Annotated in this window: 20 protein-coding genes and 1 riboswitch; of the genes, 4 read left to right on the top strand and 16 right to left on the bottom strand. The window is 26.0% G+C overall.

Annotated elements, in window-relative coordinates; genetic code table 11:
• Positions 1–2 precede the first annotated feature (2 nt).
• From ACH5BH_RS12605 to ACH5BH_RS12595, 3 genes are read right to left on the bottom strand one after another with little or no spacing between them, the layout of a single operon-like run.
• Positions 3–2,657: an MlaD family protein gene (locus ACH5BH_RS12605; protein ID WP_404307841.1), complete on the bottom strand. Its 2,655-nt coding sequence runs from the start codon at positions 2,655–2,657 to the stop codon at positions 3–5.
• Positions 2,650–3,240 carry a paraquat-inducible protein A gene (locus ACH5BH_RS12600; protein ID WP_404307843.1) on the bottom strand — a complete coding sequence of 197 codons (591 nt, stop codon included), beginning with the start codon at positions 3,238–3,240 and terminating at the stop codon, positions 2,650–2,652. Before ACH5BH_RS12600 ends, ACH5BH_RS12605 begins: the two co-directional genes overlap by 8 nt.
• Positions 3,230–3,829 (bottom strand): paraquat-inducible protein A, encoded by a 600-nt coding sequence (locus ACH5BH_RS12595; RefSeq protein WP_404307845.1) that lies wholly within the window; start codon positions 3,827–3,829, stop codon positions 3,230–3,232. The genes ACH5BH_RS12600 and ACH5BH_RS12595 overlap by 11 nt, the downstream gene beginning before the upstream one ends.
• A gap of 150 nt (positions 3,830–3,979) precedes the next feature.
• On the opposite strand from ACH5BH_RS12595, the gene ACH5BH_RS12590 reads away from it, so the two are divergent.
• A complete protein-coding gene (locus tag ACH5BH_RS12590) occupies positions 3,980–4,414 on the top strand; it encodes a globin domain-containing protein (protein ID WP_404307847.1) in 435 nt (144 codons plus the stop codon).
• A 24-nt stretch (positions 4,415–4,438) separates the two neighbouring features.
• Here ACH5BH_RS12590 and ACH5BH_RS12585 read toward each other — a convergent pair whose 3' ends face one another.
• From ACH5BH_RS12585 to ACH5BH_RS12530, 12 genes are all read right to left on the bottom strand, one after another.
• The gene (locus ACH5BH_RS12585; RefSeq protein ID WP_423298598.1) at positions 4,439–5,113 is read right to left on the bottom strand and encodes a response regulator; all 675 of its coding nucleotides are present in this window, start codon (positions 5,111–5,113) and stop codon (positions 4,439–4,441) included.
• A 12-nt stretch (positions 5,114–5,125) separates the two neighbouring features.
• The gene (locus ACH5BH_RS12580) at positions 5,126–6,436 is read right to left on the bottom strand and encodes a SagB family peptide dehydrogenase (protein ID WP_423298597.1); all 1,311 of its coding nucleotides are present in this window, start codon (positions 6,434–6,436) and stop codon (positions 5,126–5,128) included.
• A 7-nt stretch (positions 6,437–6,443) separates the two neighbouring features.
• Positions 6,444–6,656 carry a hypothetical protein gene (locus tag ACH5BH_RS12575; protein ID WP_404307852.1) on the bottom strand — a complete coding sequence of 71 codons (213 nt, stop codon included), beginning with the start codon at positions 6,654–6,656 and terminating at the stop codon, positions 6,444–6,446.
• A gap of 77 nt (positions 6,657–6,733) precedes the next feature.
• Positions 6,734–9,919 (bottom strand): NAD-glutamate dehydrogenase domain-containing protein, encoded by a 3,186-nt coding sequence (locus ACH5BH_RS12570; protein ID WP_423298596.1) that lies wholly within the window; start codon positions 9,917–9,919, stop codon positions 6,734–6,736.
• 105 nt (positions 9,920–10,024) lie between these two features.
• Positions 10,025–10,492, bottom strand: a complete 468-nt coding sequence (gene ybaK, locus ACH5BH_RS12565) for a Cys-tRNA(Pro) deacylase (RefSeq protein WP_423298595.1) — start codon at positions 10,490–10,492, stop codon at positions 10,025–10,027.
• Complete coding sequence (locus ACH5BH_RS12560) at positions 10,476–11,561, bottom strand: DNA alkylation repair protein (protein WP_423298594.1); 1,086 nt, start codon at positions 11,559–11,561, stop codon at positions 10,476–10,478. Before ACH5BH_RS12560 ends, ybaK begins: the two co-directional genes overlap by 17 nt.
• Positions 11,562–11,571: 10 nt before the next feature.
• Complete coding sequence (locus ACH5BH_RS12555) at positions 11,572–11,877, bottom strand: DUF2149 domain-containing protein (RefSeq protein ID WP_404307860.1); 306 nt, start codon at positions 11,875–11,877, stop codon at positions 11,572–11,574.
• Positions 11,867–12,316, bottom strand: coding sequence for a MotA/TolQ/ExbB proton channel family protein (locus ACH5BH_RS12550; RefSeq protein WP_423298593.1), 450 nt, complete (start codon positions 12,314–12,316; stop codon positions 11,867–11,869). The genes ACH5BH_RS12555 and ACH5BH_RS12550 overlap by 11 nt, the downstream gene beginning before the upstream one ends.
• Positions 12,317–16,669 (bottom strand): cobaltochelatase subunit CobN, encoded by a 4,353-nt coding sequence (locus tag ACH5BH_RS12545; RefSeq protein WP_423298592.1) that lies wholly within the window; start codon positions 16,667–16,669, stop codon positions 12,317–12,319.
• A gap of 115 nt (positions 16,670–16,784) precedes the next feature.
• Positions 16,785–16,978: riboswitch (cobalamin riboswitch) on the bottom strand.
• Between the two features lie 46 nt (positions 16,979–17,024).
• Positions 17,025–18,329 carry a 2-isopropylmalate synthase gene (locus ACH5BH_RS12540; protein WP_423298591.1) on the bottom strand — a complete coding sequence of 435 codons (1,305 nt, stop codon included), beginning with the start codon at positions 18,327–18,329 and terminating at the stop codon, positions 17,025–17,027.
• A gap of 170 nt (positions 18,330–18,499) precedes the next feature.
• Complete coding sequence (locus ACH5BH_RS12535) at positions 18,500–19,285, bottom strand: helix-turn-helix domain-containing protein (RefSeq protein WP_423298590.1); 786 nt, start codon at positions 19,283–19,285, stop codon at positions 18,500–18,502.
• 38 nt (positions 19,286–19,323) lie between these two features.
• Positions 19,324–20,244 carry a manganese-dependent inorganic pyrophosphatase gene (locus tag ACH5BH_RS12530; protein WP_404307870.1) on the bottom strand — a complete coding sequence of 307 codons (921 nt, stop codon included), beginning with the start codon at positions 20,242–20,244 and terminating at the stop codon, positions 19,324–19,326.
• A 230-nt stretch (positions 20,245–20,474) separates the two neighbouring features.
• Here ACH5BH_RS12530 and ACH5BH_RS12525 point away from each other — a divergent pair, with 230 nt between their 5' ends.
• On the top strand, positions 20,475–21,191 hold the full coding sequence (locus ACH5BH_RS12525) for an alpha/beta hydrolase (RefSeq protein ID WP_423298589.1): 717 nt from the start codon (positions 20,475–20,477) through the stop codon (positions 21,189–21,191).
• Between the two features lie 12 nt (positions 21,192–21,203).
• Here ACH5BH_RS12525 and ACH5BH_RS12520 read toward each other — a convergent pair whose 3' ends face one another.
• The gene (locus ACH5BH_RS12520) at positions 21,204–23,108 is read right to left on the bottom strand and encodes a sensor histidine kinase (protein WP_423298588.1); all 1,905 of its coding nucleotides are present in this window, start codon (positions 23,106–23,108) and stop codon (positions 21,204–21,206) included.
• Positions 23,109–23,221: 113 nt separating this feature from the next.
• Here ACH5BH_RS12520 and ACH5BH_RS12515 point away from each other — a divergent pair, with 113 nt between their 5' ends.
• Together ACH5BH_RS12515 and ACH5BH_RS12510 are read left to right on the top strand one after the other, a co-directional pair.
• Positions 23,222–23,725, top strand: coding sequence for a ferritin (locus ACH5BH_RS12515; protein WP_423298587.1), 504 nt, complete (start codon positions 23,222–23,224; stop codon positions 23,723–23,725).
• A 123-nt stretch (positions 23,726–23,848) separates the two neighbouring features.
• Positions 23,849–25,894, top strand: coding sequence for a methyl-accepting chemotaxis protein (locus ACH5BH_RS12510; protein ID WP_423298586.1), 2,046 nt, complete (start codon positions 23,849–23,851; stop codon positions 25,892–25,894).
• Positions 25,895–25,906: the final 12 nt, after the last annotated feature.

Below are 25,906 nucleotides of genomic sequence, written 5' to 3'. Positions count from 1 at the left end.
TTTTATTTTATATTAGGAGTGATTTTATCCCAACCATCTGGTAGTTCTTCTATTAGATTAAATTCATCTTTAGAACTAGCTTTTTGGGTATAATCTTCTGGTGTTACAAGAACTAATCCACCTTTTAAAATACTTGTAAAAGTATTTGATTCTACTTTTGAACCAGAAAAAATAGAAAACTTAACGTTAAAACCACTTATATCATAAAACTTAGAATTTTTTCTAACTAAACTTGTATATCTATTATCAATTTGACAATGTAATATAACTTTTGAACCATCAGATGAGAGCTCTTTTTTATGTATTTTTCCTATTTGCACAAATTTATAATAAATAGGTGCATTAAGACCAGCTTTTGAAGCATGAATAGAATTTACTTTAAAAGTAATTCCTTTATGTGTTTTATCTATAGGTGGTAGTTTATCAAAACCAGCAAATGAATTTTCAAATATATTTTTAGCTTTTGAGGTTTCTACACCTATATTTACAGCCATTAAAGCTGAACCTACATCTGATACTTGCTGTAAAGATATAACTGGTTTTTTTAGATAAAAAATAGTTCCTTTTTTAGCAAATTTTTCATAGTCTTTAAAAATCTGTGCTTTAACTACTGCTTTTTGTTGTTTATTTAAAAATATATTAGTTACTTTTCCTATCTTTACACCTTTAAAAATAAGTTTTGAAAACTCCTCATGTAAACCCTCAACATCATCAAAAATAATGCTTATACTATTTGAACTATTTTTCAACTCATCATAAGAGCTGAATATTTTTCTTTTTGTATATTTTGTATCTGTATTACTTTCTAAATGAATTGAACCTTCTAAAAAAGAAGTGAAATTATCAATATTTAGATTTACACCATTTAAACTTGCTTTAAAATCAAGCTTTGATTTTTTATAAAAAGCGCTTGTGTTGTTTATATACTTTTTAAACTTCTTATAAATAAAAAGTTTTGCTTTTGACTGATTTTCATCAAAATCTATTGACTTTACAAAACCTATTTCTCTATTTTGATAAACTACAGCCATTGACTTTTCTACTAAAAAACTATTATCAAAATAGGCTGTATATAAACTTCCCTTATTATAAACCCTTTTTAAATCCCTTACATCTTTATAATTTTCATAAAGTTTAAAGCTATCTTTTGAAAGTTTTTGAGTTCTTTTTTCACTTAATATACCAATAGCACCATTTATTAGTGGCTCAAATCCACTATAATTTATATCTAAATCTAAAGCTTTAATATCTAAAAGTTTTGAACTCATATCATAAAATAAGGTATGATCATTTACTATATTTTCATATCTTTTATCAAGTGCTACTTTTATTTTTACTTTTTTAAAATTATTTGTAAAATCATAATCTACAACTTTTCCAATAGGAATATTTTTAAAATATAGTTTTGATTTCTTTGTAATAGAATTTAAATCTTTCGCATATAAGGTTATGATTTTATTATCTAAACTCTCTTTTATTTCCTGATAATCTTTAGCTATAAAAAGGTCTTGAAAATCTCCTTTTTTATAATCTAAAGAAACATAATCTCCTTTTACTATATTTCCAAGATCTTCTATTCCATCTATACTTACTTTTGGTCTTTTTATAAAAAAGTCTGTATTTGAAGTAAGTAAGTATTTATACTCATCATAAATAAATGCTTTTGTTGAAATATCTTCACTTGTAAGTCTTAATTCAACTATTTTTCCAACTGTTATACCCTTATAAATTATAGGTGTATTTTCACCTATTCCACTTGCATTTGCGAATTTTATATGAAAGTATTTTTTCTCTTTAAAGTCATCTTTACTTGTATAAAGTAAATGAACATCATCTCTTTTTATTTTTTTAGCATCTTTTTGTGGTGTTACAATAGTAATACCACCAACTATCGCAGAATAAAGTGAGCCTAATTGTACATTTAATCCACTAGGCCCATAGTTTACTTTTAAAGCACTATTCATTACAAATTTAGAGCTTGTATTTACTAGATAATTAAACTTATCATAAATATAAGCATTTAAAAATGCCTTTTCAGCTTTAAACTCTTTTGATACAACCTCTCCTATTTGATACTGATTATAAAAAATAGGTGTTCCAACTTCCAAGTTTTCTTTATCATTGACTAACAAAGTTATATAATACCCATCAGCAGATAGTTCATCATCTGGCCTACTATCAAGTCCTTCAAAAATAAATTTCTCTTTTCCTTTTTCAAACTCTTCTTTTGTTCTAAATTTAGGCGATATTTCTATTTTAAAACCACTAATCAATGTACTTAAACCAGAAACTTTAGTAAGAGAAATAGTTGGTCTTTTTATGTAAAATCTTGAGCTTTCACTTGCTACATATTTAGCAACTTCATTTTTTACAAGAATATTTACCTTTACACTTTTTAAATCTTCATGAAGTTTAATATTGGTTACTTTACCAAGTTGAAGTCCTTTATATTCTAAGGGTGTTACATTTTCTTTAAGTCCTTCTGCACTTTTAAAAACAACTTCAATGTTTGTACCTTTTTTCATATAAGACTCATAGGCAATCCATGATAAAATACCTAAAATAATTAAAGGTAAAATCCAAATAAAAGAAACAGCTCTTTTACTTTTTTCTTCTTTTGGTTTATAAACTATATTCTTTTCATTTTGACTACTCATCCCAAATTATCCTTGTATCAAATCTATATGCAGCTATCATTGTAATTACCACTACTAAAGCAAAAGAGGTTGCAGCAATTCCTCCTTTGATATTAAAAAGTTGATCCATTTGAACTATTGATGCCATAATAGCAACAACATAAATATCAATCATTGACCATTTTCCTATAATCTCAATAAACTTAAATATGAAAAGTTTTGTTTTATTACTCATTTTTACACGTACTTTTAAAGTAGAAAAAATCAGCAATAAACCAATAAGTTTAATAACAGGAATAACTACACTAGCGATAAAAACAACTGCTGCTATAAAATAGTTTTCATATTCTAAAAAACTAATAACACCTTCTAAAATAGTGCTTTGTGTTGTTACCCCAAATTTAGTAATTTCCATCATTGGATAAACCATAGCTGGAATATATAAAAGTATAGCACTTATAACTAAGGCTAGTGATATTTGTAAAGAGTGATATATTCTTTTTCTTACAATATGACCACATCTATCACATACAAAATTATCATAATTTGGCTTTTCGAAAACTTTATGGCAGTTTTTACATGAAATTAAACACTTATTCTTCAAAAACTTCCCTTCCATCAAACTTTATATTTGACATATATAAACAAAATAAATATAAAAGCATTACATAAAAACCTAAATCAAACCTTGTACTATCTGCCATTCCTACTAATTTAATATAAGTTACAATCACACTTATAATAAAAACTTCAATAAACCCCCAATGCTTAAAAAAGTTTAAACTATCATGCAATAAAGTATTTGTAAATAATTTAATATTTGTATGAATTTGAATAAATGAAAATATTATTATAATCGAATTTAAAACCGGAGCTAAAAAAATAGTAAAAAAGACTATTAAAGCAACAAAAAAAAGATTTTGCTCAAATAAAGTCAAAATAGTATCATATAATGTTGATTTTAGATGTGAATTATTTATATCCAAACTTATAAGTGGATAGATATTTAAAAGTACAAAAAGTAAAAGTGCAGATATAGCATAAAATAGTGAATCTAAACTATGATTATTTTCAATTGAAAGTTTGCTTGAACATCTAGGACATTTGATTTTTTTATCCCAGGTTTTCTTTCTTTTTTCTACAAAAAGTCCACACCCATAACATTCAACTATATTTTTTGTATCTATTGACATTGTTGGCCTATTTTTTTATTGTTATATTTTAACATAATAATCTTTTTAGTGCTTTAATACTTTTAAGTGAGTATTTTACTTTTGCATAGTATTATTACTTCGCTATAAAGCATAAATATAAACAATTTTAATTTTTCAAAGGTTACAAAAATGGAATTTAATATAACACCAGCACAAGTAGGTACTAGACCTCCTGTAGAGAAACCAAGTCATGCTGTATTAGAGTATCTTGGTGAAGAAGGTATGAGAAAACTTGTATCAGATCATTATGATTTACTAAGACAAAGTAATATCAAAGGACTTTTCCCACCAACAGATGAAGGTTTTGCTAAAGCAAAAGAACACTCAGCAGACTTCTTTATTCAAATCTGTGGTGGGCCACAATATTTTAATCAAAAAAGAGGACAGCCTATGATGGCAGCAAGACATGCACCTTTTAAAATCAATCCAGAAGCTAGAAGAGTATGGCTTGAATCTTATGCAATGGTTTTAGCACAACATGATATGCCAGAAGAGTTAAAAAAATCTTTTTGGAATTATCTTGACATCTTCTCTATTTGGATGATGAATACTAACGAAGCTTAAAAAAAAAGCATAAGATATAAAATCTTATGCTTTTATATAAATTCCAACTCCCTTTTCAGAAGCAATATCTATTTTTTCTAATTTTGATTTTAGTCTATGAATTAACTGTCTTCTTGCTACATCAGAACCTTTTTTATCTTTCCAAATAGCAGTATTTACAGCTTCATACTCTAAGATTCCACCCATTGAATTAATAAGTAATGATAATAAAATACTTTCATTTCTAGTAAGGACAATCTCTTCATCACCTTCATATATCTTTTTATTCTCAAAATCATATTTGTATACATCATTTATGTTTTTCATTTTTCTTTTTTCTAAGATTTGATATTTTGAAATAGCGATTTTAATCATAGTATCTAATTCATCAATTCTTATTGGTTTTACTAAATATCCTACCATATTTACAACATCAGAAGCTCTTTTGATTTTTTCTTCATCATTATAAGCTGTTGTAAAAATAATTGGTAAATTATATGTATTTTGTAATATTTTTGAAACTTCAATTCCATCTGTTAAACCTCTAATTTCAATATCAGAAACAACAACATCTATATTTGTATCAAAAGCAACTTCCAAAGCCTCTTCTGCTGTATCAACAATATCAACTACTTCATATCCAAAATTTTCAATAACTGATTTAAGATTTTCAGCTATCATTTTCTCATCTTCAATTAAAAGTATTCTAATTTTATCCATTCTTTTTTTTCCTTAATTACCAATAGCTAATGAATATAAAACCATACAGTTTTCATCTATAAACTCACAAACTTCATCATCATAATAAGCACCTATCCCACTACAAGATATCTTTAAGTAATTACAAGCAAGATATAACCTATGACCAAGAATACCTGCTTTTTGATATAAAGCTTGATAGTTTTTATCTTTTGAAGTTAAGTAAAAAGTAATTGCACTACTTTTTCCTAAATCTTGTTCAAGACATAGATATCCAGCTTTTGATTTAAAATCACCTTGCTTTATAAGTTTTTTATTTTTATATAAACCAATAGGCATATTTTCTACCCTATTTATTACATAAAAAATATCAATTTTCTCATCACAATCAGAGCTGATTATTTGATTTAATATATTTATTATAGATTCATACTGAGCTTTTGAAATAGACTTATTTGAGAATTCTCGTATAGATCTTCTTTTAAAAATAGTCTCTTTAAAAAGCTCTTTATTATAAATAAAGTTTGGTTTTCCTAATTGTACTATTTTATTATTTATTTTAGATGAGAGTTTATAGGCATTTTCAATTAATTCATTTTTTTCAAAAATATCATCACTATTATTTTCATTTGTTTTATGACCATCTACCCTAGGAAGATTCAAAGACAAAGGTTTTTTTAATTCATCAAAAACCTTCCCACACAAAACAATTGAAGTAAAAAACTCTTTATTATCAAAATTAAAAAGTTTATTTATTTTATTCCTATCAAAATCATAAAGAATAGAAAAACTTTTATTATAAAGATATGATGAAGCTTCAAGAGAACCTAAAATATGTCCAGCATCTAATAAACAATACCTAAAAGCTCTATTTTTATATTTCCATGAAGATCTAAAATAAATTGAAGATATAAAAAATATAAAACCATTATAACTTTTATCCAAATTTAGGTTTGCTTCTATCCCCTCTTCTTTATTTAATTTATAAAGTAAAGTTGCACTTGAAGAGCTTACTTCAAAATGATAAATACCATCTTCAAAACCTTCTTCATTTCTAGCTTGAAAATAAATTTCATTTGGATAAAGAGCTCCAGCACTTGGGTTAATTCTTAAAAAGTATTCAACACCTGGATATACTTTTTTAGCGTTTATACCTGCTGTTAAATATAAAAAATTGTGATTATCTAAATTTGTATTTATATCAATACGTTCATATTCTTTTGGATAGTTTTTAAATGTACTTGGTTGATTATTCCAATCAAGCCTGTTAGGGAAAGCCCTAACAGAATAATAAGAATGTTTTGTTTCTTGATGATATTTAAAAAAATCATAAAACTGTGTCATATTTACCTTATTTTTTACTTGTGTTTATTCCTGGATTTTCACTTGTGCCTACATAATCATCTGGTATAGACGTGCTTTTAAAATACGCAAAAACTGCTCCAACTATTAATAAAATAATTATTACATTTCTTACTGTATTTCTTTTTTCTTCAGACTCATTGCCATTGTAGTCATCTATCTTATCCATACTTAATTCATCATCGAAATCTTTTTTTTCCATAATTAAATCCTTTCATTTACTTCATATAAGTATAACTAATTTTATTTTAACAAACAAATGTTAATTATAAGTTAATATTATATTAATGAAACCATTAATTGATTAACAGTAATAGCTATATCTTTTATATCCTTTGTTTCTTTTGCCATAAAAGTATCCAAATGAGCTCTTACTTTATAAAAAATATCTTTTTCATTTGTAACAAAATTAGCAAAAGCAGTATCAGGTTCTTCATTTACTCTTTTAAACTCTAAAACTCTTTTTGTATAATGAACAACAATAAAATCTATAAACTGTAAGACTTGATTTCTTAATGTCATATCACTTTTATTTGTTATTTTTACCCTATTTAAAGCAATTACAATTTCTAAAATATTAAACTCATGAATTAATGAATAGAATAAAATAATTACATCTTTAAATGTATGATGAGTATCTTCTTTAATCATGATAGCAGCAATAGCAAATCTTAAATAATCAATTACTGAGAAAAACTGATTAAAATCAGCATCATTTTGAATTAAAACTTCTATTTTTTGGTTATGAACTTCAGATAATAGCCTAAATAGTTCTTCTTTATGATCTAAAATATGTGAAGAATCTAACTGATTTTTATTTAGGTACTTTAACATCCATCTTGTACTTGCATATAAAGTATACTCTAGTTTATTTATAAGCTTATACTGTTTTTCTACACTCATTACATAATCTTGATTATAGATTTTTTGTCTAATTACTCTAGCCCCAAATAGCTGTTTTATTATTAGATAAGATTTGATTTTTAATAAAAACTTATCAATACCTAACTTTTCAAAATCACTTACAAAAGTACACCCTTGAGAATTTATAATAATATCTGCCATCATTGTAGCTATTATTTCTCTTTTTAGTGGATGAGTAGAAATATCATGTTCATAAGCACCAACAAAAGATTTAGGGAAATATCTGTATAAATATTGTTGAGCAAATTGTTCATCAATTAAATTTGATTCTAATAATATTTTTTTAACAAAAATTTTACTGTAAGATAATAAAGAACCTAACACTGGTCTTACAATTGAACCATGTATATCTACTATTTCACTAATATTTTCATTTTTAGGAATATAGAAATCTCTTCTATTAAATGCTTCAACATTATTTTCTAATACCTCTATAGTTTTTATAAAATCATTTAAATATTTTCTTGAAAAATGTTCATCTATTGAAATTACAAAAGCTTGATCATAGTTATTTTGTAAAACCATATCTACAACTTGATCTGTTAAAGAATAAAGTGTTTCTTGAACTTGCTTTTGTGTTAAAACTCCTTGTGCTTTTATACTATTAAGTAAAATTTTTAAATTTACTTCATGATCTGATGTATTAACTCCTGCTGCATTATCAATTGCATCTTGATGAATTCTTCCACCAGTTAAAGCATACTCTATTCTTGCTCTTTGAGTAAATCCTAGATTTCCACCTTCACATACTATTTTTGCTTTAATTTCATTTGCATCAACTCTTACTGCTTCATTTTGTTTATCACCTAAATCTAAATTATTTTCATCACTTGCTTTTACATAAGTTCCAACTCCACCATTAAATAACATATCTACTTCAAGTGTTAATAACCTACGACATAATTCCTCTCCTGAAATTACTTTTTTAGTAGTTCCTAATAGTTTTTTTATTTCAGATGAAAGATTTATTTCTTTATCACTTCTTTTGAATACTCCTCCACCTTTAGAAATAAGTTTTGTATCATAGTTTTTCCAACCACCATTTTTTGACTCAAAAAGTCTTTTTCTCTCTTTAAAAGATACCTTTAAGTCAGGATTTGGATCAATAAATATATCACTGTGAGAAATAGCAGCAAGAAGTTTAAATTTTTCAGATTCAATCATTCCATTTCCAAAAACATCTCCACTCATAGAACCAATTCCTACAACTGAAACTTCATCTTTGTAAATATCAATACCTTCTTCAATAAAAAACCTCTTAGTAGACATGATAGAACCACGTGCTGTAATTCCTAAATCTTTATGTCCATATCCATTACTACCACCACTAGCAAAAGCATCACCTAACCAATAGTTTCTACTTATTGCTATATTATTTGCCACATCACTCATTGCAGCAGTTCCCTTATCAGCAGCAACTACAAAATATGGATCATCACCATCATAAGCAACTATATCATTATTTTTAACAACTTCTCCATCTACCATATTATCAACTAAATCAAGGTTTGCATTAATAAACTCAGAATAAACATAAGTAAAAAACTCTTTTGTAATATCAGCAGTATTTTTATTGATTACAAAACCACCTTTTGAACCATCAGGTATAATAATAGAGTTTTTACCTTCTTGCGTAATCATTAAAGATTTAATCTCTTGTCTATAATCATCATGTCTATCTGACCATCTAAGACCACCTCTTGATACCTTTGACATTCTTAAGTGAACCCCATAAAAATCTTGATGATAGATAAAGTTTTCAAAATTTGGTTGTAAACCTCTTAAGTCTTTACCAAAAGTTCTTGTATCAATTTTAAAAGAAATAGTCTCTTTATCTAAAAAATAATTTGTTCTTAAAAGTGATTTTAAAAATAAGAATGTAATATTTAAAACTTTGTCATCAATAATTTGAGGAATTGCTTTAATTTCATCTTTTATTTTTTCTTCAATTAAAGTTAATTCTTTTTTTCTATCTTTTAAATTTGGATCAAATTTCGTTATAAAATACTTAACAAACATACAAGCTAATCTATCATGCTTTGTAAGTGTGTTTAAAATAGTTGCAGAATTTATAGTAAGTACTGCTTGATCTATATACTCTATAAAGGCTCTTAAAAGTTTTATTTTTTTTATTGATAAATTTTGCTTATATACTAAACAAAATGCCTTAGAATGCTTAATATTTGAATCTTTTAAACTACTAGCAATAACATATTCTAAGTTATCTTTGGCTTCTTCTAATTTTGAAATATCAGGAACATTCAAGTTAAATCTTGAAATATAAATCTCTTTATTATTATGTGAAACATTATATGTAACTTCATCAATAATTTCAAAGCCAATATTATGCAATAAAGGAGTTATATGAGATAAAAATAGTTTTTTTGTAGAAAAGATTTTTATATATTTTGTATCTTTTCCATCTAAAATTTTAGAAACAATCCCTTCTTTTAAAACCTCTTCAAAAAGCTCATCGCTAACTGCTAAATCATCAGGTGTTAAAAGTTGTGAACAAATTGCTTGCATATCCGAATTAGCCATCAATTTTTCCTTTTCTTATTAAGTTATTTTATAATATCTTACTCTTTATAAGTTAAGAAATGATTAAAAGCTTGGGTTTTTTATAAAAAAATAATATATTTGTTACTAGGATGTAACCTTAAAAAAATGTGCATTTAAAAGCTTGATTAAATCTTTAGGGTTTACTTCAATATCTAAACCTCTCTTACCACCACTTACAAAGATAGTTTGATAGCTTTTTGCACTTTCATCAATAACAGTTTTTAATCTTTTTTTCTGCCCTAAAGGAGATATTCCTCCAAGTAAATATCCTGTTACTTTTTGAGCTTCTTGCTTATTTGCCATCACAGCTTTTTTAGTTTTAAAAGCATTTGCTACTTCTTTTAAATTTAGCTGCTTTGAAACAGGAAGAACTGCAACTACTAACTCTTTTGGTGATAATTCAACTAAAAGTGTCTTAAAAACTTGGTTTTCATCAAGATTTAATTTTTGGGCTGCTTCTTGCCCATAGTTTTCACAAGCAGGATCATGGTCATACTTATGTATTTTAAATTCACATTTATTTTTTTTAAGTAAATTAATTGCTGGTGTCATTTAAAATAAAACTCCTTTTTATTTTTTCTTCACCATTTAAAATAATAGAGATAAAATGCTCTCCCAAATAGTGTTTTCTTGTAGTTAAGTCTTTAAAACTTTGCTTTTTAACAAAGCTTTTAGTTTTTGTTTTTTGTTCATTTTGACTTATCATAAATACTTTTTTAGAATAATTACCATTAGCTTTTTTATAATAAATAGCATATTCTACTCTTATATTTCCTAACTTATCAGTACTTTCAAGATTAAAAGAAAAATTAAATATACCTTCTTTTTTTACACAAGAATCATAATTAAAATCTATTATGTTTATATGAGAAGCTACTTCATATCCAAAAAGTTTTAATATTTTAATATCACCTTTTTTAAGTAGTGTTCTACTTGCATGCTTACATATCCAATCAAGATTTTTATTTTTACCAAGATTTTTAGAAACAAATTCTATTACTATATTTGGATTATCTTTTGATATGTCATTTAAATTATTAGCAACACTTTTTTGAACATATTTGCTCTCATCATTTTTAAGAAGTTCAATTATTTCCAAAACTTTTGAAGGATCATTTTTAAATCGAGGAAGAGACACTCCCCAAGGAAGCCTTGGACGACATCCCTCACTTGATAATCTTCTTAAATGTTCATTTTCACTCTTTGCCCAAAGTCTCATTTGCTTTAAAGTTTCTTCTTCATATTTTAAAATAAATGCTCTTATAGCAAATTCACTACTACTATCAATTGTAAAAATTTCTAAAGCCATCAAAGAGTTTTCCAAATCCTCTAAGCCAAAAACTTCCACAAAGTCTTGAAAAAACATAGCTTCAAAACCAGTAAAACTACGTGATGTTTGTTTTAAAACCTCTAATTTTTTTTCATAAGAGAAAGGCAAATGCTTATTTAAAGAAATAGCTATATGTCTCATTCTCTGTTTTAATTCTAAGTTTTTCCAAGTTTGATTAAAAATAGAAGTTTCAAAAGCCTGTTTATCAAAATCTTTATAAAAAACTTCAATCTCTTTTGCTAAATTTTGTATGTACTTATTAGTATATACATTTTTTAAAAGTTCTGCCAAAATTTACTCTTTATTCACTAATTAAGATTAACTTTCCTGTTTTAGGGTCTTTATAAACTTGTCCTAAGGACTCATAACCCTTACTTGAGTTTTGATTGTTTTTTAAATCTTTTGGAATATTAGCTAACTCTTTGCCTTGTTTTATTTCTTGTTTTTGCTCTACATTAAAATGATCTTGTAAATTTGGATTTATAGCTACAAGCGCTGCTATTAAACCACAAGCAAAAACTAAAATAATATCAACTAAGTTTGCCAAAGGCCCTAAAGGTTCATCATCTTCTTTTGAAAAATGCTCACTTGAAAATCTACTTCTCATTTTGTTTTTCCATAAAAGTTAAAGCATTATCATACCATCTTCTTCTTAGTCTTGCTATTACAAAACCAATCATTCCAGCAAGTAAACCTAAAACAGTTGTATCAAAAGCCACAAGCATAGCTGTACTAAGTATTTTAACATCCCCATCCCCAAGTGCAGCAAGCCCAGGACCTAAGGGAATTAATGTTCCCATAAGTCCTAACATTGGAGAGATTCTTGTGATAAAATCTGCTCTTTCAATTCTTTTTTTTGCATGAGCTAAAACATAAGAAATATCACTATTATTTTTAAGTTTATTTATTTCACTTAATCGTTCCCCTAAAGTAATTCCCACTTCATAAACTGCAAAAGCCACAAAAAATAAAAGTGCCCAAGATACAGGTTCTAAAAGAATACTTGTTATTTGGTGCATTAAACCTAATGATATAGATGAAAACATTTATATTCCTTTTTTTCTATTTAAAACAAGTGAGTTAAATAAACCTGCAAATAAAACTACTAAAACAGCTATTATCAAGTAGTTTATATAACTTTCATTTGGATTTTTGCTTTCTTCTTTTTGCTTTTTATTTTCTTTTATTTCTTGCTTTTGTTCTTTTAATTCAATCTCTTTTACTGATTTATAATCATCTTTTTGAATTTCTTGTTTTTGAAGTTTTGAAGCTTCAACTTTTTGTGCAAGTTTTAAAGCCTGCTCTTTTGAAATGTTTTGTTTTACAAACTCATAAATAGGATGATTTGAATGAGTATGTCCACTTCCTGGAATTCCATTTTTTATAATATTTTGTGCAAATCTTTGAGATAGTTCTTTCTTTGTTTTTTCATTTGCTTTCCAAAAGTCTTTTTGAATTGCTACTAACATCACAGCTAAAATATTTGTTTGAACATGAACTTGATGATTTGAAGATAAAAATTCATCTAAACCTAAATCTAATTTATCATCAATATAAACAGCTTTTACTTCTTCCCAAACACCATCTTTAATAATCTCTGGATTAGTTACTTGCCATCCCCATAAATACTCTATAAACTCACTTCCCATAGTTCTAGCACCAGAATATCCCTCTTTCATAAGTGGTTTTATCCATTGAGGATTAAAAAACCTTCCTCTTAATTCACTTAAAAGTGCCGTTTGTAAACCATCAATTTTTAAATCATTAGAGTTTGAATGATTAACCACATAAGACTTTGGTTGTTTATTTGTAAGAGACTCAATAGCTAAATTTAATCCACCTAAATAATCAAAAGTGTCATTATTGTCAATTAATCCATAAAGGTTACTTGCTCTTCCAAGATAAGTACTTTCAACCTCTTTTAGTTGTCTTATAAAACTTTTTGTTGCTACTTGTGGTTCATCTTGTATTCCATAAGAATAAGACATTCTTTTAATAAATACTTTTGCTAACTCTTTTCTATCTTCCCACGAACTTGATCTCTCAACTAATCTATTTATACCTGCACCATAAGCTCCTGGAGCTGTAGCAAAAACTCTTTGAATAGCTTGTTTTCCTAAAGTTTCATAATTAGCATTTGGAGTTTGCTTTAAAAGTTCTCTTAATTCATTTACAAAATTTGCAGCAACAGCATTTACTTCTAAGCTCTCATTTCCACCTTTTCTTAAATCTCCTAAAGGCTTTAAAGCACTATCAAGACTTAAAGTTAAAGCAGGATATTTCTTCAAGATAGTATCATAAGAAGCATCTAAAGCCATAAGAACTGCTTTATGTAAAAGTGCCAATTGAGTTCCATATAAATCTCTAAAAAGCCCTGAACCTGTAAATAAAATATCATATCTTTTTTGTCTTTTAGTATCTAGGGGTAATCTTTGTAAACCTTTTACAATACCTCTACTATTCCAAATAGGCTCAACTCCTAAAAGCTCTAAACCAAAGGCTATCATAGCTCCTTCATCTCTTACTGTATCAGAAGCCCATAAAATTACTGCTTCTTTTTTTAGAAACTCTTTTTTCTTTTGTTTTGCTTTTAAAGCCAGTTTTACCCCTACTTCATAACCTACACTTGAAGGGATTAATCCCCCATCAATTGCATAAAAATTTCTTCCTGTAGGTAAAGCTTCATTTGTTCTAATAGGATCATTTCCTTTTCCAGCTGTTACAAAACCTCCATTTAAAGCATTTAGAAAAGATTCCATTTCAGCTTTTGGTGAAGCTATTAAATTTTCTTTAGTTTCTAATGAAATTTCATTGTCTTTACTCATTGATTCAAGCATTGTTTTTATAGCTTTATCATTCCAGTTTTTCCCAAATGTGTGAAGACCTAAGGGCATAAACTCTTCTTGTAAATGAGTTAAATAATGCCCTACTTCATGAAGTAAAAACTCATCATCAACCTCATCAAAACCAATACCTCTTACTTTTAACTCTTCGTCCATACTAGCAATAATTTCATCTTTTAGATTCATTTTATCAATTGACTCTTTTAATTTTACAATTGCATTTTTTCTAATATTATCATCAACAGCAGCCTCAGCACTTTCAATCAATAATCTCAAATTTAATAAATCATCATATAATTTAGTAGTTGCCAAAGGAGGAGTTAAGTGATCAATCATAATAGCTTGACCTCTTCTTTTTGCTTGTATTCCCTCACCAACACCATCAACAATATATGGATAAATACTTGGGATATCTTCAATAATAAGTGAGGGATAATCACTTGCACTTAAACCTACACTTTTTCTAGGTAAGAACTCATAAGTTGAATGTCTTCCAACATGAACAATAGCATCAGCTTTGAAATTATTTTTTAAATAGTAATAAAAAGCTAAGTATTGATGTGTTGGAGGAAAAGATAAATTTGCATGAAGTAACTCTTCATTTAATTCCCATCCTCTTGGAGGCTGTGGAGCTAATATAATATTTCCAAATTTAACAGAAGGGATTAACAGTTCATTGTTCCAAGTCATTACAACACCAGGAAGTTCACCCCAACCTTTTATACCTTCTATTTGTAGATTTATAATGGCATTTTTTAAATCATTTGCATTTTTTAAACTATAGCTTTTATTCTCTTTTGCATTTTCTAAAATAGTTTTATACTCTACTTTTAACTGTTCCAAAAGATTTATAGCTCTTTGTCTACTTTTACTTCTAACACCATCTAAAGCATGATGTAAATTATCCATAGTCTTAGTCATATAGTCATTTAAAGAGCTATATACTTTTTGTTTTTTTAAACTATTTAAATCTTTTGATTCTTCTTTTATAAACTGTTCAATTTTTATATGTAAAGCTTCCAAAGGGCCTTTTGTCATCTCTCCTTGAATATCTTTTGGAAGAGTTTCAAAGTATTCTTTATACTCTTTTGCACTTAGTTTTTCTACATTTTTACTTTGTTGTTCTAAAGCTTGTCTATCATTTGGAAGATTTACACCTTTTTGTTGAAGTAAATCAAGTAAAGCCTCATGAGTAGCTGGTAATTCCCCTACTTCGTAACCTGCTTGTTTTAGACTTTTTAACATCTCAAAAAGTGTTGTAGGTACATTTAAATTATCTGCACCAATATTATGTCGTCCTGGAGGATGATTATAATAAACAATTGCTATTTTCTTATCTTTGTTATTTTTTTTATTTAAAAGCATCCATTTTTTTGATTTATTAACTAAATTTTTAATTTGTTTATCAAGTAATTTTAATTCAAAAGTATTTGCTCCTGTTAAAGTATCAACTTTTGTTAAATCATTTATGGCAACAACATGACTTTGTCCTATTCCTTGAAGTTCTGGCATAGAAACTCTATAGTGAACTGAATTTTTATCTAAACCTTGTGAAGATAATTCATAAGATAAAGAAGAGCTATCTAAGACTTTTATAGCTTTTAAAATAGGTACATTTAAACTTTCAAAACTTTTAAGAACTTCACTTCTTCCTTCACCAGCTCCAATTACAAAATCATGTAAAGATATAATAGAAAAACTTTTATTTTTATCTAAATTTTTTATAATTTCTTTTATACTTTCTACTGCTTTTTTACTTGCTTTTCCCCATGAACTTAAAATAGAAACTGTCTGTAAATTTGAACTATGTTTTAGTTTTTTATGTATTTGCCAAGAAGTACTAGTAGCTTTATCATTATCTAAAATAAAAAGTATATCTTTTGAAAAATCTATACTACTTTTTAACTCTTTTAGAGAATTAATAGTTTTTGAATTATCAGCATTTAAAAAATACCTTATTTGTTTTAACTCTTTAAATTCAGGCCATTTTGAGCTATCATTTGTATTTAAAGACAAAAATTTAAATAAATTTAAACTATTTTGAACTCCTCTATTATCCCAATACGCTCTTGCTTGTAAATACCAAGCATAAGATTTAAACTCTTCTTGTTTTTGCTTTATAGCATTTTTATATGAGTCTTTAAACTCTTTTTTTGATAAAAGATTTGAAGGTAAACGCTTATAATTGGCATTTGAAATATCTTGATTTAAAGCTAATAACCTTCTATCACCTTGTAAAGCTGTAACAATTTGTTCTTTTTGATAAGTTAAAGACAAAAGCCTCTCAACCAAATCTCCAAAAATAGCTGTATACAAAACAATGTCAGCATTATTTACTAAGCTTTGTAATTGAGCCTGGCTCATATTTAAAACTTGTGATTCAGTTCTTATAGCAATCTTATCATTTGAGTTTTTCAAATAGTGTATTGCACCTTGATTTAAACTTGAAACAGATCTATCTGAAACAATAGAAAAAATAGTTTTTTCTTTTGCCTTTAGAGATAAAACACTAAAAACAAAGAAGAAAAAAACAAAAAAAACTTTTAGTTTTTGCATGAAACTTCCTATTAATATTTTTATTAATACAAGAATCATTTAGGGTTATAAACAATAAATTGTCTAAAAGAAGTAATAAAAATATGCCTACTTTCAGGTCACCCCGCCTGATATTTGCATTTTAATTAATTAGGTCGGTCTTCGGACTTAATGAACTTTTTTAAAGTAAAGTTTCCCTTCCCATCATAAATGACAGTGGTTTAAAACTTTTATATGAATTTCATATACATATTACCGCTGCGGGGGCAGTATAGGAATTACACCTATTTCCCATGAATTATCTAATTCACCTAATTTTTTAAAATTGGATTTTATCTAGTTTTTACTTAATCTCATAATTACTAAATACTTAAATTTACTTCATTTTATACTGTTTATATAAATCAATAATTTCTTTTTTAACTAGTTCTTTTTGATTCTTATCACTAAATTCTTTAACCATAAGTCCAAACTCTTTTAACTGTTTGTTATTTAAATTATCTCCAAAAAACTCACTTATTATAAAAGAAACTCCTCCTTTTCCTGATTGAGAATTAACTCTTATTACATCTTCATATCCTCTTTTTATATCTTTTGGATCAATTAAAAGATAAGGTACTTTCCATTCTTTAGATTTATTTTGTCGATAAAAATCTATTCCTTTTTTTATTGCATCTTGATGTCCTCCACTAAAAGCAGTAAAAATCATATCTCCAACAAAAGGATGTCTAGGATTCACTTTTAACTGTGTTTTTTCTTCATACATTTTTTTTACTTTATCAACTATAGATAGATTAATTTTAGGATCAATTCCTTGAGAATAAATATTAAAAGCAAAATTTATCAAATCTAAATTACCTGCTCTTTCTCCATTCCCAAAAAGTGTTCCTTCAACTTTTTGAGCTCCTGCTAATACTGCTAATTCAGCTGAAGCAACAGAAGTTCCTCTATCATTATGGGGATGTACACTTAATATTAAAGCCTGTCTATTTTTTAAATTTTTACTCATCCATTCAATTCTATCTGCATAAATATTGGGCATACAATCTTCTAAAGTATTTGGAAGATTAATGATCATTTTATTCTTTAATGTTGGATTTACAATATCAATTACCTTATTACAAATTTTTAAAGCAAACTCTAAATTTGTTTGAGAAAAACTTTCAGGTGAATATTGATAAGTTATATTTCCTTTAAAATTTTTTGTCAATTCAATTAAGTATTTCATAGAATCTACAGCCATTTGTATTATTTCTTCATCACTTTTTTTAAAAACAACTCTTCTTTGAAACTCATTTGTAGGATTATATAAATGAAATATTCCATTATTAACACCTTCCATAGCTTCAACACTTTTTTTAATCCACTCTTTTTTTGCAGGAATTAATACTTGAATACTTACATCATCTGGTACTAAATTCTCTTCTATTAATTTTCGAGTAAAGTTAAAGTCTGTATTGCTTGCACTAGGATAACTTACTTCAATTTGTTTAAAACCCATTTTTACTAAAGTATTGAAATACTCTAATTTATCTTCTATTCCTAAGGGGTTTATTAAAGCTTGATTACCATCTCTTAAGTCAACGCTACAGTAAATTGGTGCTTGATTAATCTGTTTATTTGGCCATTCTCGTTGAAGATTTTGGACAATAGGATACTGTTTATACTTTCTAAAGTTCATATATTACTCCGATTATTAGTTTGGTTTGATTTATTGATTATTTAATATTAAGAATTTAAGAGGAAATAAAAAAAAGAAATATATTGATTAAAAACATTTATATTCATAACAAACTCCTTTTTAGATTTAGAGTATTGTAACTTATTTATAAAGTTAATTCTTGTACAAAATTAACATTTTAAATTTTTTTGAAATTGTTTAGGAGTTATTTGAAAAACTCTTTTAAAACTTCTATTTAGATGGCTTTGATCAAAAAAACCACTTTGTAAAGCAACCTCAACAACAGGTATATTTAAAAGTAATAACTCTTTTGCTTTATGAACTTTCTTATTTAAAATATAAGAGTGAATAGGAATCCCAAAAACTTCTTTAAAAACTCTGATTAAATGAATTATTGATAGATTAAAGACTATAGACAATTCTTCTAAACTTAACTCTTCCAAGTAATTATTATCTAAATATTCTTTAATTTTATAAGCTAAATTACTATTAGTATTATGTAATATCAAACTTAAATCATCAAATCTATCAAAAATTTTTAAACAAAAGCATATAAAGTTCTCTTCTTTAAATAATAAAGAATTATTTTCATCAAATATAAGTTCGCATAAATCTATAAAGTTTTTATAATAATCTTCATATAAAATATGTTCATAGTTTTTATCATAAAAAAGATTTAATTTTTCTAAATAGTTTTTATTTATATATAAAACATAACCATGTTTAGACTCTTCATTTAAAGTTGCACCATGTCCTATATAATTATTTATAATCATTAATTCTTTAGGTTTTAAAATTTCTTTTTGCTTTGTAAATAAAATATTTAAAGAACCTTTTTTTATAGCTGTAATAGTAAGTTCGTCATGTAAGTGTATTTTCTCACATTGTGTTATTTTATCAATATATCTTAACTCTAAAAAGTTTAGTTTTGAGTTTTTAAAAATTTGAGTGTTCATTAAAAAAAAGAAGAACTTAAAAGTTCTTCTTTGAATTTTTATGCAAATGCAGGTTGTAAGAAAGGAATTACTTGTTTTTTTCTTGAAAGACAACCATCTAACCAAACTTTTCCATCTTCAAGTTTTGCATCAAATGCTTTTTCAAAGATTGATGAATCTTGTGAAGAAACTAATACTTCTGAACCTTCTTTCATAATATCAGTTAAAAGTAAACATGCTGTATGTAAACCATTTTCTTCTCTTAACTTATCTAAATCAGCTTGTAACTCATCTTTGATTGGGTCAAAAATAGCTAAATCAACAACTTCTAATTGTCCAATTCCAACATCATTTCCATGCATATCAAATGGTTTGTAATCTCTTAAGATTAAATCTCTTACAGGAGTTCCATCAACTGCTGATTTAACTTTAAACATTTCCATACCAAGTGCACCAAAGTCTTCAACACCTGCAATTTCTGCAAGTTCTCTTACAACTTCAATATCTTTTGGAGTACAAGTTGGTGATTTAAAGATAACTGTATCACTTAAAATTGCACATAACATAACACCAGCAATATTTGCAGGAATTTCTACACCATGATAATCATACATCTCTTTTACAATCGTATTTGTACAACCAACAGGTCTAATCCAACACTCTAAAGGTGCATCAGTTGTAATATCACCTAATTTATGATGATCAACGATACCAACAACAGTTGCTTCATCAATATCAGCAGGAGCTTGTCCTTTATCAGAATAGTCAGTAATAAATAATTCACATCCAGCAAACTCAGTTTTAAGTTCTGGTGCTTCAAAGCCAAACTTATCTAAAATAAATTGTGTTTCAGGAGAAACCTTACCTTGTCTTGCTGGAATTGCGTCTCTTCCAATTTTGTTTAAAAGGTATGCTAATGAAATCGCTGAACAGATAGAATCTGAATCAGGAGTTGTATGTCCACATGTATAAATTGCCATTATAAAATATCCTAAATTTAATTTTTGGGCATTTTACCTAAAATATGGTTATGTTACTTTTAAGTATTTATAAATAAAATTAATGTTAGATTTTGAATTAAAAATTTATAAGCGTAATAAATTTACTTAATGCTTAAGAACTACCTCTATTTTAGATAAAAATAAAAGGATATAAAATAAAAAAAATTTCCAGTTTAAAAAGAGTTGTATTACTTTTAGTCTTTATTTATTTGTTTGGTGGCGTTTATTTATATTTTTTCCAAAGAACTTTTATATATTTTCCTACTAAAAAAATAGAACATAACTCTTTTGAAGAGACTTTTAATATAGATAAAGAAAAGATAAAAGTAATAGTAATAAATAAAGGTAATAAAAAAGCAATTTTATATTTTCCAGGAAGAAGTGAAACTGTTGCTAATAATATAGAAAACTATAGAAAAAATTTTCCAAATAATACTATTTATTTAGTAAACTATAGGTCTTATGGAGGTAGTAGTGGAATTGCTACAGAAAAAAACCTATACAAAGACGCAAAATATATTTTTGAAAAAATATCAAAAAGACATCAAAGTATTGATGTCATAGGCAGAAGTTTAGGCACAGGTATAGCTACACACCTTGCTTCAAATTCCAAAATAAGAAAACTAGTATTAGTTACTCCTTATGATAGTATTTTAAATATGGCAAGAGATAAATATCCTTTTTACCCTATTAAATATATTTTAAAAGATCAATATAATTCAATAAATAGAGTAAAAAAAATAGTCTATCCTACTTTGATATTTTTAGCTAGTGAAGATAAAACAGTTAAACATAAATATTCAAAAAATCTAATCAAAGAGTTTAAACCTTCACTTTTGACTGTTAAAACTATAGCAAATACAAATCATAAAAATATAGTTGATAAAATCCAATACTTTAAAAACTTAAAAGAGTTCCTAAAATAAAAATAGACATTTTTATTTAGGAATTTTTATTATAAATTTTGCACCTTTTTGTACTACACCTTTATAGTCAAACTGAGTATTACAAACATCTAAAAGTCCATTCATATTTCGCTCAATGATTTGTTTTGACATATAAAGTCCTAAACCTGTTCCTTTTATTTCACCTTTTGTTGTAAAATGAGCTTCAAACACTTTTTTTATAATATCATCTGGAATACCACCAGCATTATCACTTATTTGGATTACTGCATATTTATCTTCTTCAAAAATATCTATAATTATGATTTTTTCATTATCTTTTTCTTCTAAAGCATCTTTAGCATTATTTAAAATATTAAGTAAAACTTGAAGTAATTCTCTTTCATAATTTAAAAGTTCAATATCTTTTATATTTTTTATAACTTCTATATCTCTTTTTTCAAGATGTGAAGATAAAAGTTTGAAAGTTTTCTCTAAACTTGAAGATAAACTAAACTTAGTAACCTGTTTATTTGTTCTAAAAAAACCTCTAAAATCTTCAATAGTTTCAGATAAATGATTTGCTGAATTATTTATAGTATCTACTGATTCTTTTAAAGATTCATCTGTTAACATATCCATATCTTTTTGGAAATTTATTGAACTTGCTGCTGTTGTTATTAAAGATAATGGTTGTCTCCATTGATGGGCTATATTTTCCATCATTTCACCCATTGAAGCTAGTTTTGATTGTTGAGAAAGAAGTTCATATTGCTTTTTGTTTTCATCTACATGTTTTTCAATATCTAATTTGTATTTTTTAAACCTTTTTTCTATTAATATAGAAATATAAAAAGAAATTAAAAGAAGTGCTAAACTAAAAATAGTTGCTATCATAAAAATTTTTCTAGTGTTTTCATTAAAATTTTCAACCATTTCTTTTTCTTTTTTTTCTAAAACTTTATTGATATCATCTAAATAAAAACCAGTACTTATAATCCAATCCCATTTAGGTATTTTTTTTGCATAACTAATTTTTGAATATGAATTTTCATCATTTAGTTTTGAAAAGTTTAATTTTAAGAAACCCTCTCCTAAAGAACTTATATTTTTTGCTTTTTTAACAACTGTTGAATCATTTGCATCTTTTAGTATATCATAGGCATCTTTACCTAATAGATTTTTTCTAGGATGTTGTATATATTTGCCATTTTTATTTATTACTACAAAATAACCATTTTTAGAAAACTTAAATTTATCTATCTGTTCTAAGACTTTTTGCTGAACATCTTTTTCAAAATCTTCTACATATTCTCCTGTACCTATTAACCAATTCAATTCATATATATTTTTTACATATCCAATTTTTTTATACTCTTTTTTACTATCTTTAAATTTTCTCCAATACCACTGATCAAAGCCACCTTCATTATTTTCTAATATTTCTAGTGTTTTTCTAGCAAAATATTTACCCTTTGAATCTTGTGTATTTAAAAGATTTTTTCCCTCAAGAAAATGTAAAATAGGATGAATTAAGTTATTTCCCTTTTTATCATTTACAAAAAAGTACCCTCTTCCATTATTAAACCTCATAGGATAAACAGCTGTTTTTATCATTTCTTTTATTTGTTCTTTTGAGTGAGTATCTTTATAGGTATTATAAATATTTACTATTATTTTATGCGCTTCTTCAACTCTACTTTTTAAAGATTTTTTTAAATTATCTTCTGTATATCTTTGTTCTTCTAATATATAGTTATAAACATTTTCAACTTGGCTTTTAACTAAATGTTTTTGTTCTTCTATATATAGATCTTTTGTTTCTTTTTTGAGTTTTTTTAAATTTATTTCTGTTTCAAAGTATAAAAAAATTGAAATTAATATTGATACTACTAATGTAAAAATAGGTAATGCATATCGAATTAAAAATAGTATCTCATTTTCATTCTTAAGTTTCATTTGCTCTCTTTTTGTTTTATTATTTTATTTTGTCATAATATGACTGAAATTAATAAATTTTCTTTAAATTCCTTTTGTTATAATGTTTCAACTATATAAAAAAGGAGTAATAAATGATTAGCAAAAGTTTACAAAAAGCTTTAATTGAACAATTAAATAAAGAGTATCATTCAGCTTATATTTACTTAGGGATGAGTGCTTACTGTTCTAAAGAAGGTTTCAATGGTGCTTCTAACTGGTTTTTAATCCAATATCAAGAAGAAGTTGCTCATGGAATGAAACTTTTTAAATATTTAGAAGATCAAGATGTTGAAATTAAACTTCCTAAAATTGACGAAGTTGAAGTTGAATATAAATCATTATTAGATGTATTTAAAAAATCTTTAGCTCATGAGCAAAAGATGACAAGAAATTTAAATAACTTATCAGACCTAGCAATGAAAGAAAAAGATCATGCTACTTATAACTTACTTCAATGGTATGTAACAGAACAAGTTGAAGAAGAAGCAACAGTAGGTGAGATTATCGATCATATCAAACTTGTTGGAGATAATGGCTATGGACAATATACTATTGATAAAGAACTAGCAGGAAGAACTTTCGTAGAACCTAAATAAGAATAAGAGCTAACTCTTATTCTTTAATTTGTTAAAATATAACAATAATAATTTTCTTATTTGTATTTATTTTTTCATAATTTTATGATAACATTATATTATTATAAAATGTAGGGGAAAATAATGCTAAATAATCTCAAACTTTCAACAAAAGTGATTTTAAGTCTTGCCATAACAATATTATGTATGTTAATCATATCTATTTCAAGCTATATTGGTTTATCAAAAATTGGAAAAGAAATTGTACAAATTGCTGAATACCAAATTCCTATAAATAAAGTGATTGTTGAATTAGAAAAAGATATTTTAAAAGAAGAGATTTTAACGTATGAACTTATTTTAGAAGGTTCTGATACAAATAGTCAAATATTTAAAGATCTTAAAAAGAAAATAAAAAAAACTGAACAACAAACTAAAATGCAAATACTAAAAGCAGAAGATCTTATAAAAAATGCAATTAAACATACTTATGATGATAATGTTATTAAAAACTATGAAAGTTTTTATGAGAAATTAGTAATTTTAGAAAAAGATCAAAAAAAATTTAAAAAAGATTTAAATTTGATGATTAAATATTTAGAAAATAAAGATATTGAAGGAATAAAAAAAGAAAAAAAGATTCTTCATGAAGAACTTGAAAGAATGGATAGTGAAATTCAAAAGTTAACTCAAAATGTAATTGCTATGCTACAAAAATCTGCTCTTACAGCAGAAGAACATGAAATTACACTTTTAAAAATAATAGAAATTATTTCTATTTTAGGAATAATACTATCAATCATTATTGCCTACTTACTTAAAAACTATATTTCTAAAACTATTAATAATTTTGAAAAAGGAATAAATCAATTCTTTAAATTTTTAAATAAAGAAACAAATGAAGTAATAATTTTAGACGAAAGTTCAAATGATGAGATAGGTAATATGTCAAAAATTGTAAATACAAATATCAACAAAATAAAAACAAGTATTGAGGAGGATACTAAATTTTTACAAGAAGTTGAATATATGGTTGAAGAAGTTAAAAAAGGTTATGTATTTAAAAGATTTAAAACCCCTGTAAAAACAAAAAATCTAGAAACATTGAGAATAAATTTAAATGAAATGTTAGAAATTTTAAATACAAACGTTTGTGGAAGTACAAATAAATTATTTGATGTTTTATGTAGTTATTCAAGACTTGATTTTACAGATAAAATCTATTCAGATAATGGAAAAATTGCTCTTGCGTTAAATGAAGTTGCTGAATTAATTACGCAAATGCTAATTGAAAATAAAAAAAATGGGCTTACTCTTGAAAATTCTGCAAAAAGCCTTTTAGAAAATGTAAATATATTAAATGTTTCTTCAAATGAAGCTGCTGCTTCACTTGAAGAAACAGCAGCAGCACTTGAAGAGATTACAGGAAATGTATCTACAACTACAAGAAAAATTTCAGAAATGTCTTCTTTAGCAAAAGAAGTAACTAATTCATCAAATAAAGGACAAGACTTAGCAACTGAAACAAAAAAAGCTATGGATGAGATAAATGATCAAGTAAATGAAATAAATGAAGCTATTACAATAATTGATCAAATTGCATTTCAAACAAATATTTTATCCCTTAATGCAGCCGTAGAAGCAGCAACAGCTGGTGAAGCTGGAAAAGGTTTTGCAGTTGTAGCTCAAGAAGTAAGAAACTTAGCAGCAAGAAGTGCAGAAGCTGCAAATGATATTAAAGCTTTAGTAGAAAATGCAACAATAAAAGCAAATGAAGGAAAGACTATTTCAGATAGAATGATTGATGGATATGAAGGTTTAAATATGAATATCAAACAAACAATAAATCTAATTTCAGATATTGATTTAGCAGCTAAAGAACAAAAAAGTGGTATTGACCAAATTAATGATGCAGTAAATATGATAGATCAAAAAACACAACAAAATGCAGCTGTTGCAGCACAAACACACACTATATCTTTAGGAACTTCATATTTAGCTAAAAAGATTTTAACTGATGCAGATGAAAAAGAATTTAATGGAAAAGAAGATATAAAACCTGATTCTTTAGATAGTTTATTAGAACAAAGTGAAAAAGGTATAACAGTAAAAGAAAAAGAAGATTGTGAATCTGATACTTGTAAAATTTCTTTTGCAAATAAAAAAACTCAACCAAGTAATAAGATTTAAAATATGGATTGT

This window comes from Arcobacter rhizosphaerae, assembly GCF_049472155.1.
Taxonomy (GTDB): Bacteria; Campylobacterota; Campylobacteria; order Campylobacterales; family Arcobacteraceae; genus Arcobacter_B.
Note: the sequence above shows the minus strand (reverse complement) of the source record. Positions and strands in the feature narration are given on the sequence as shown.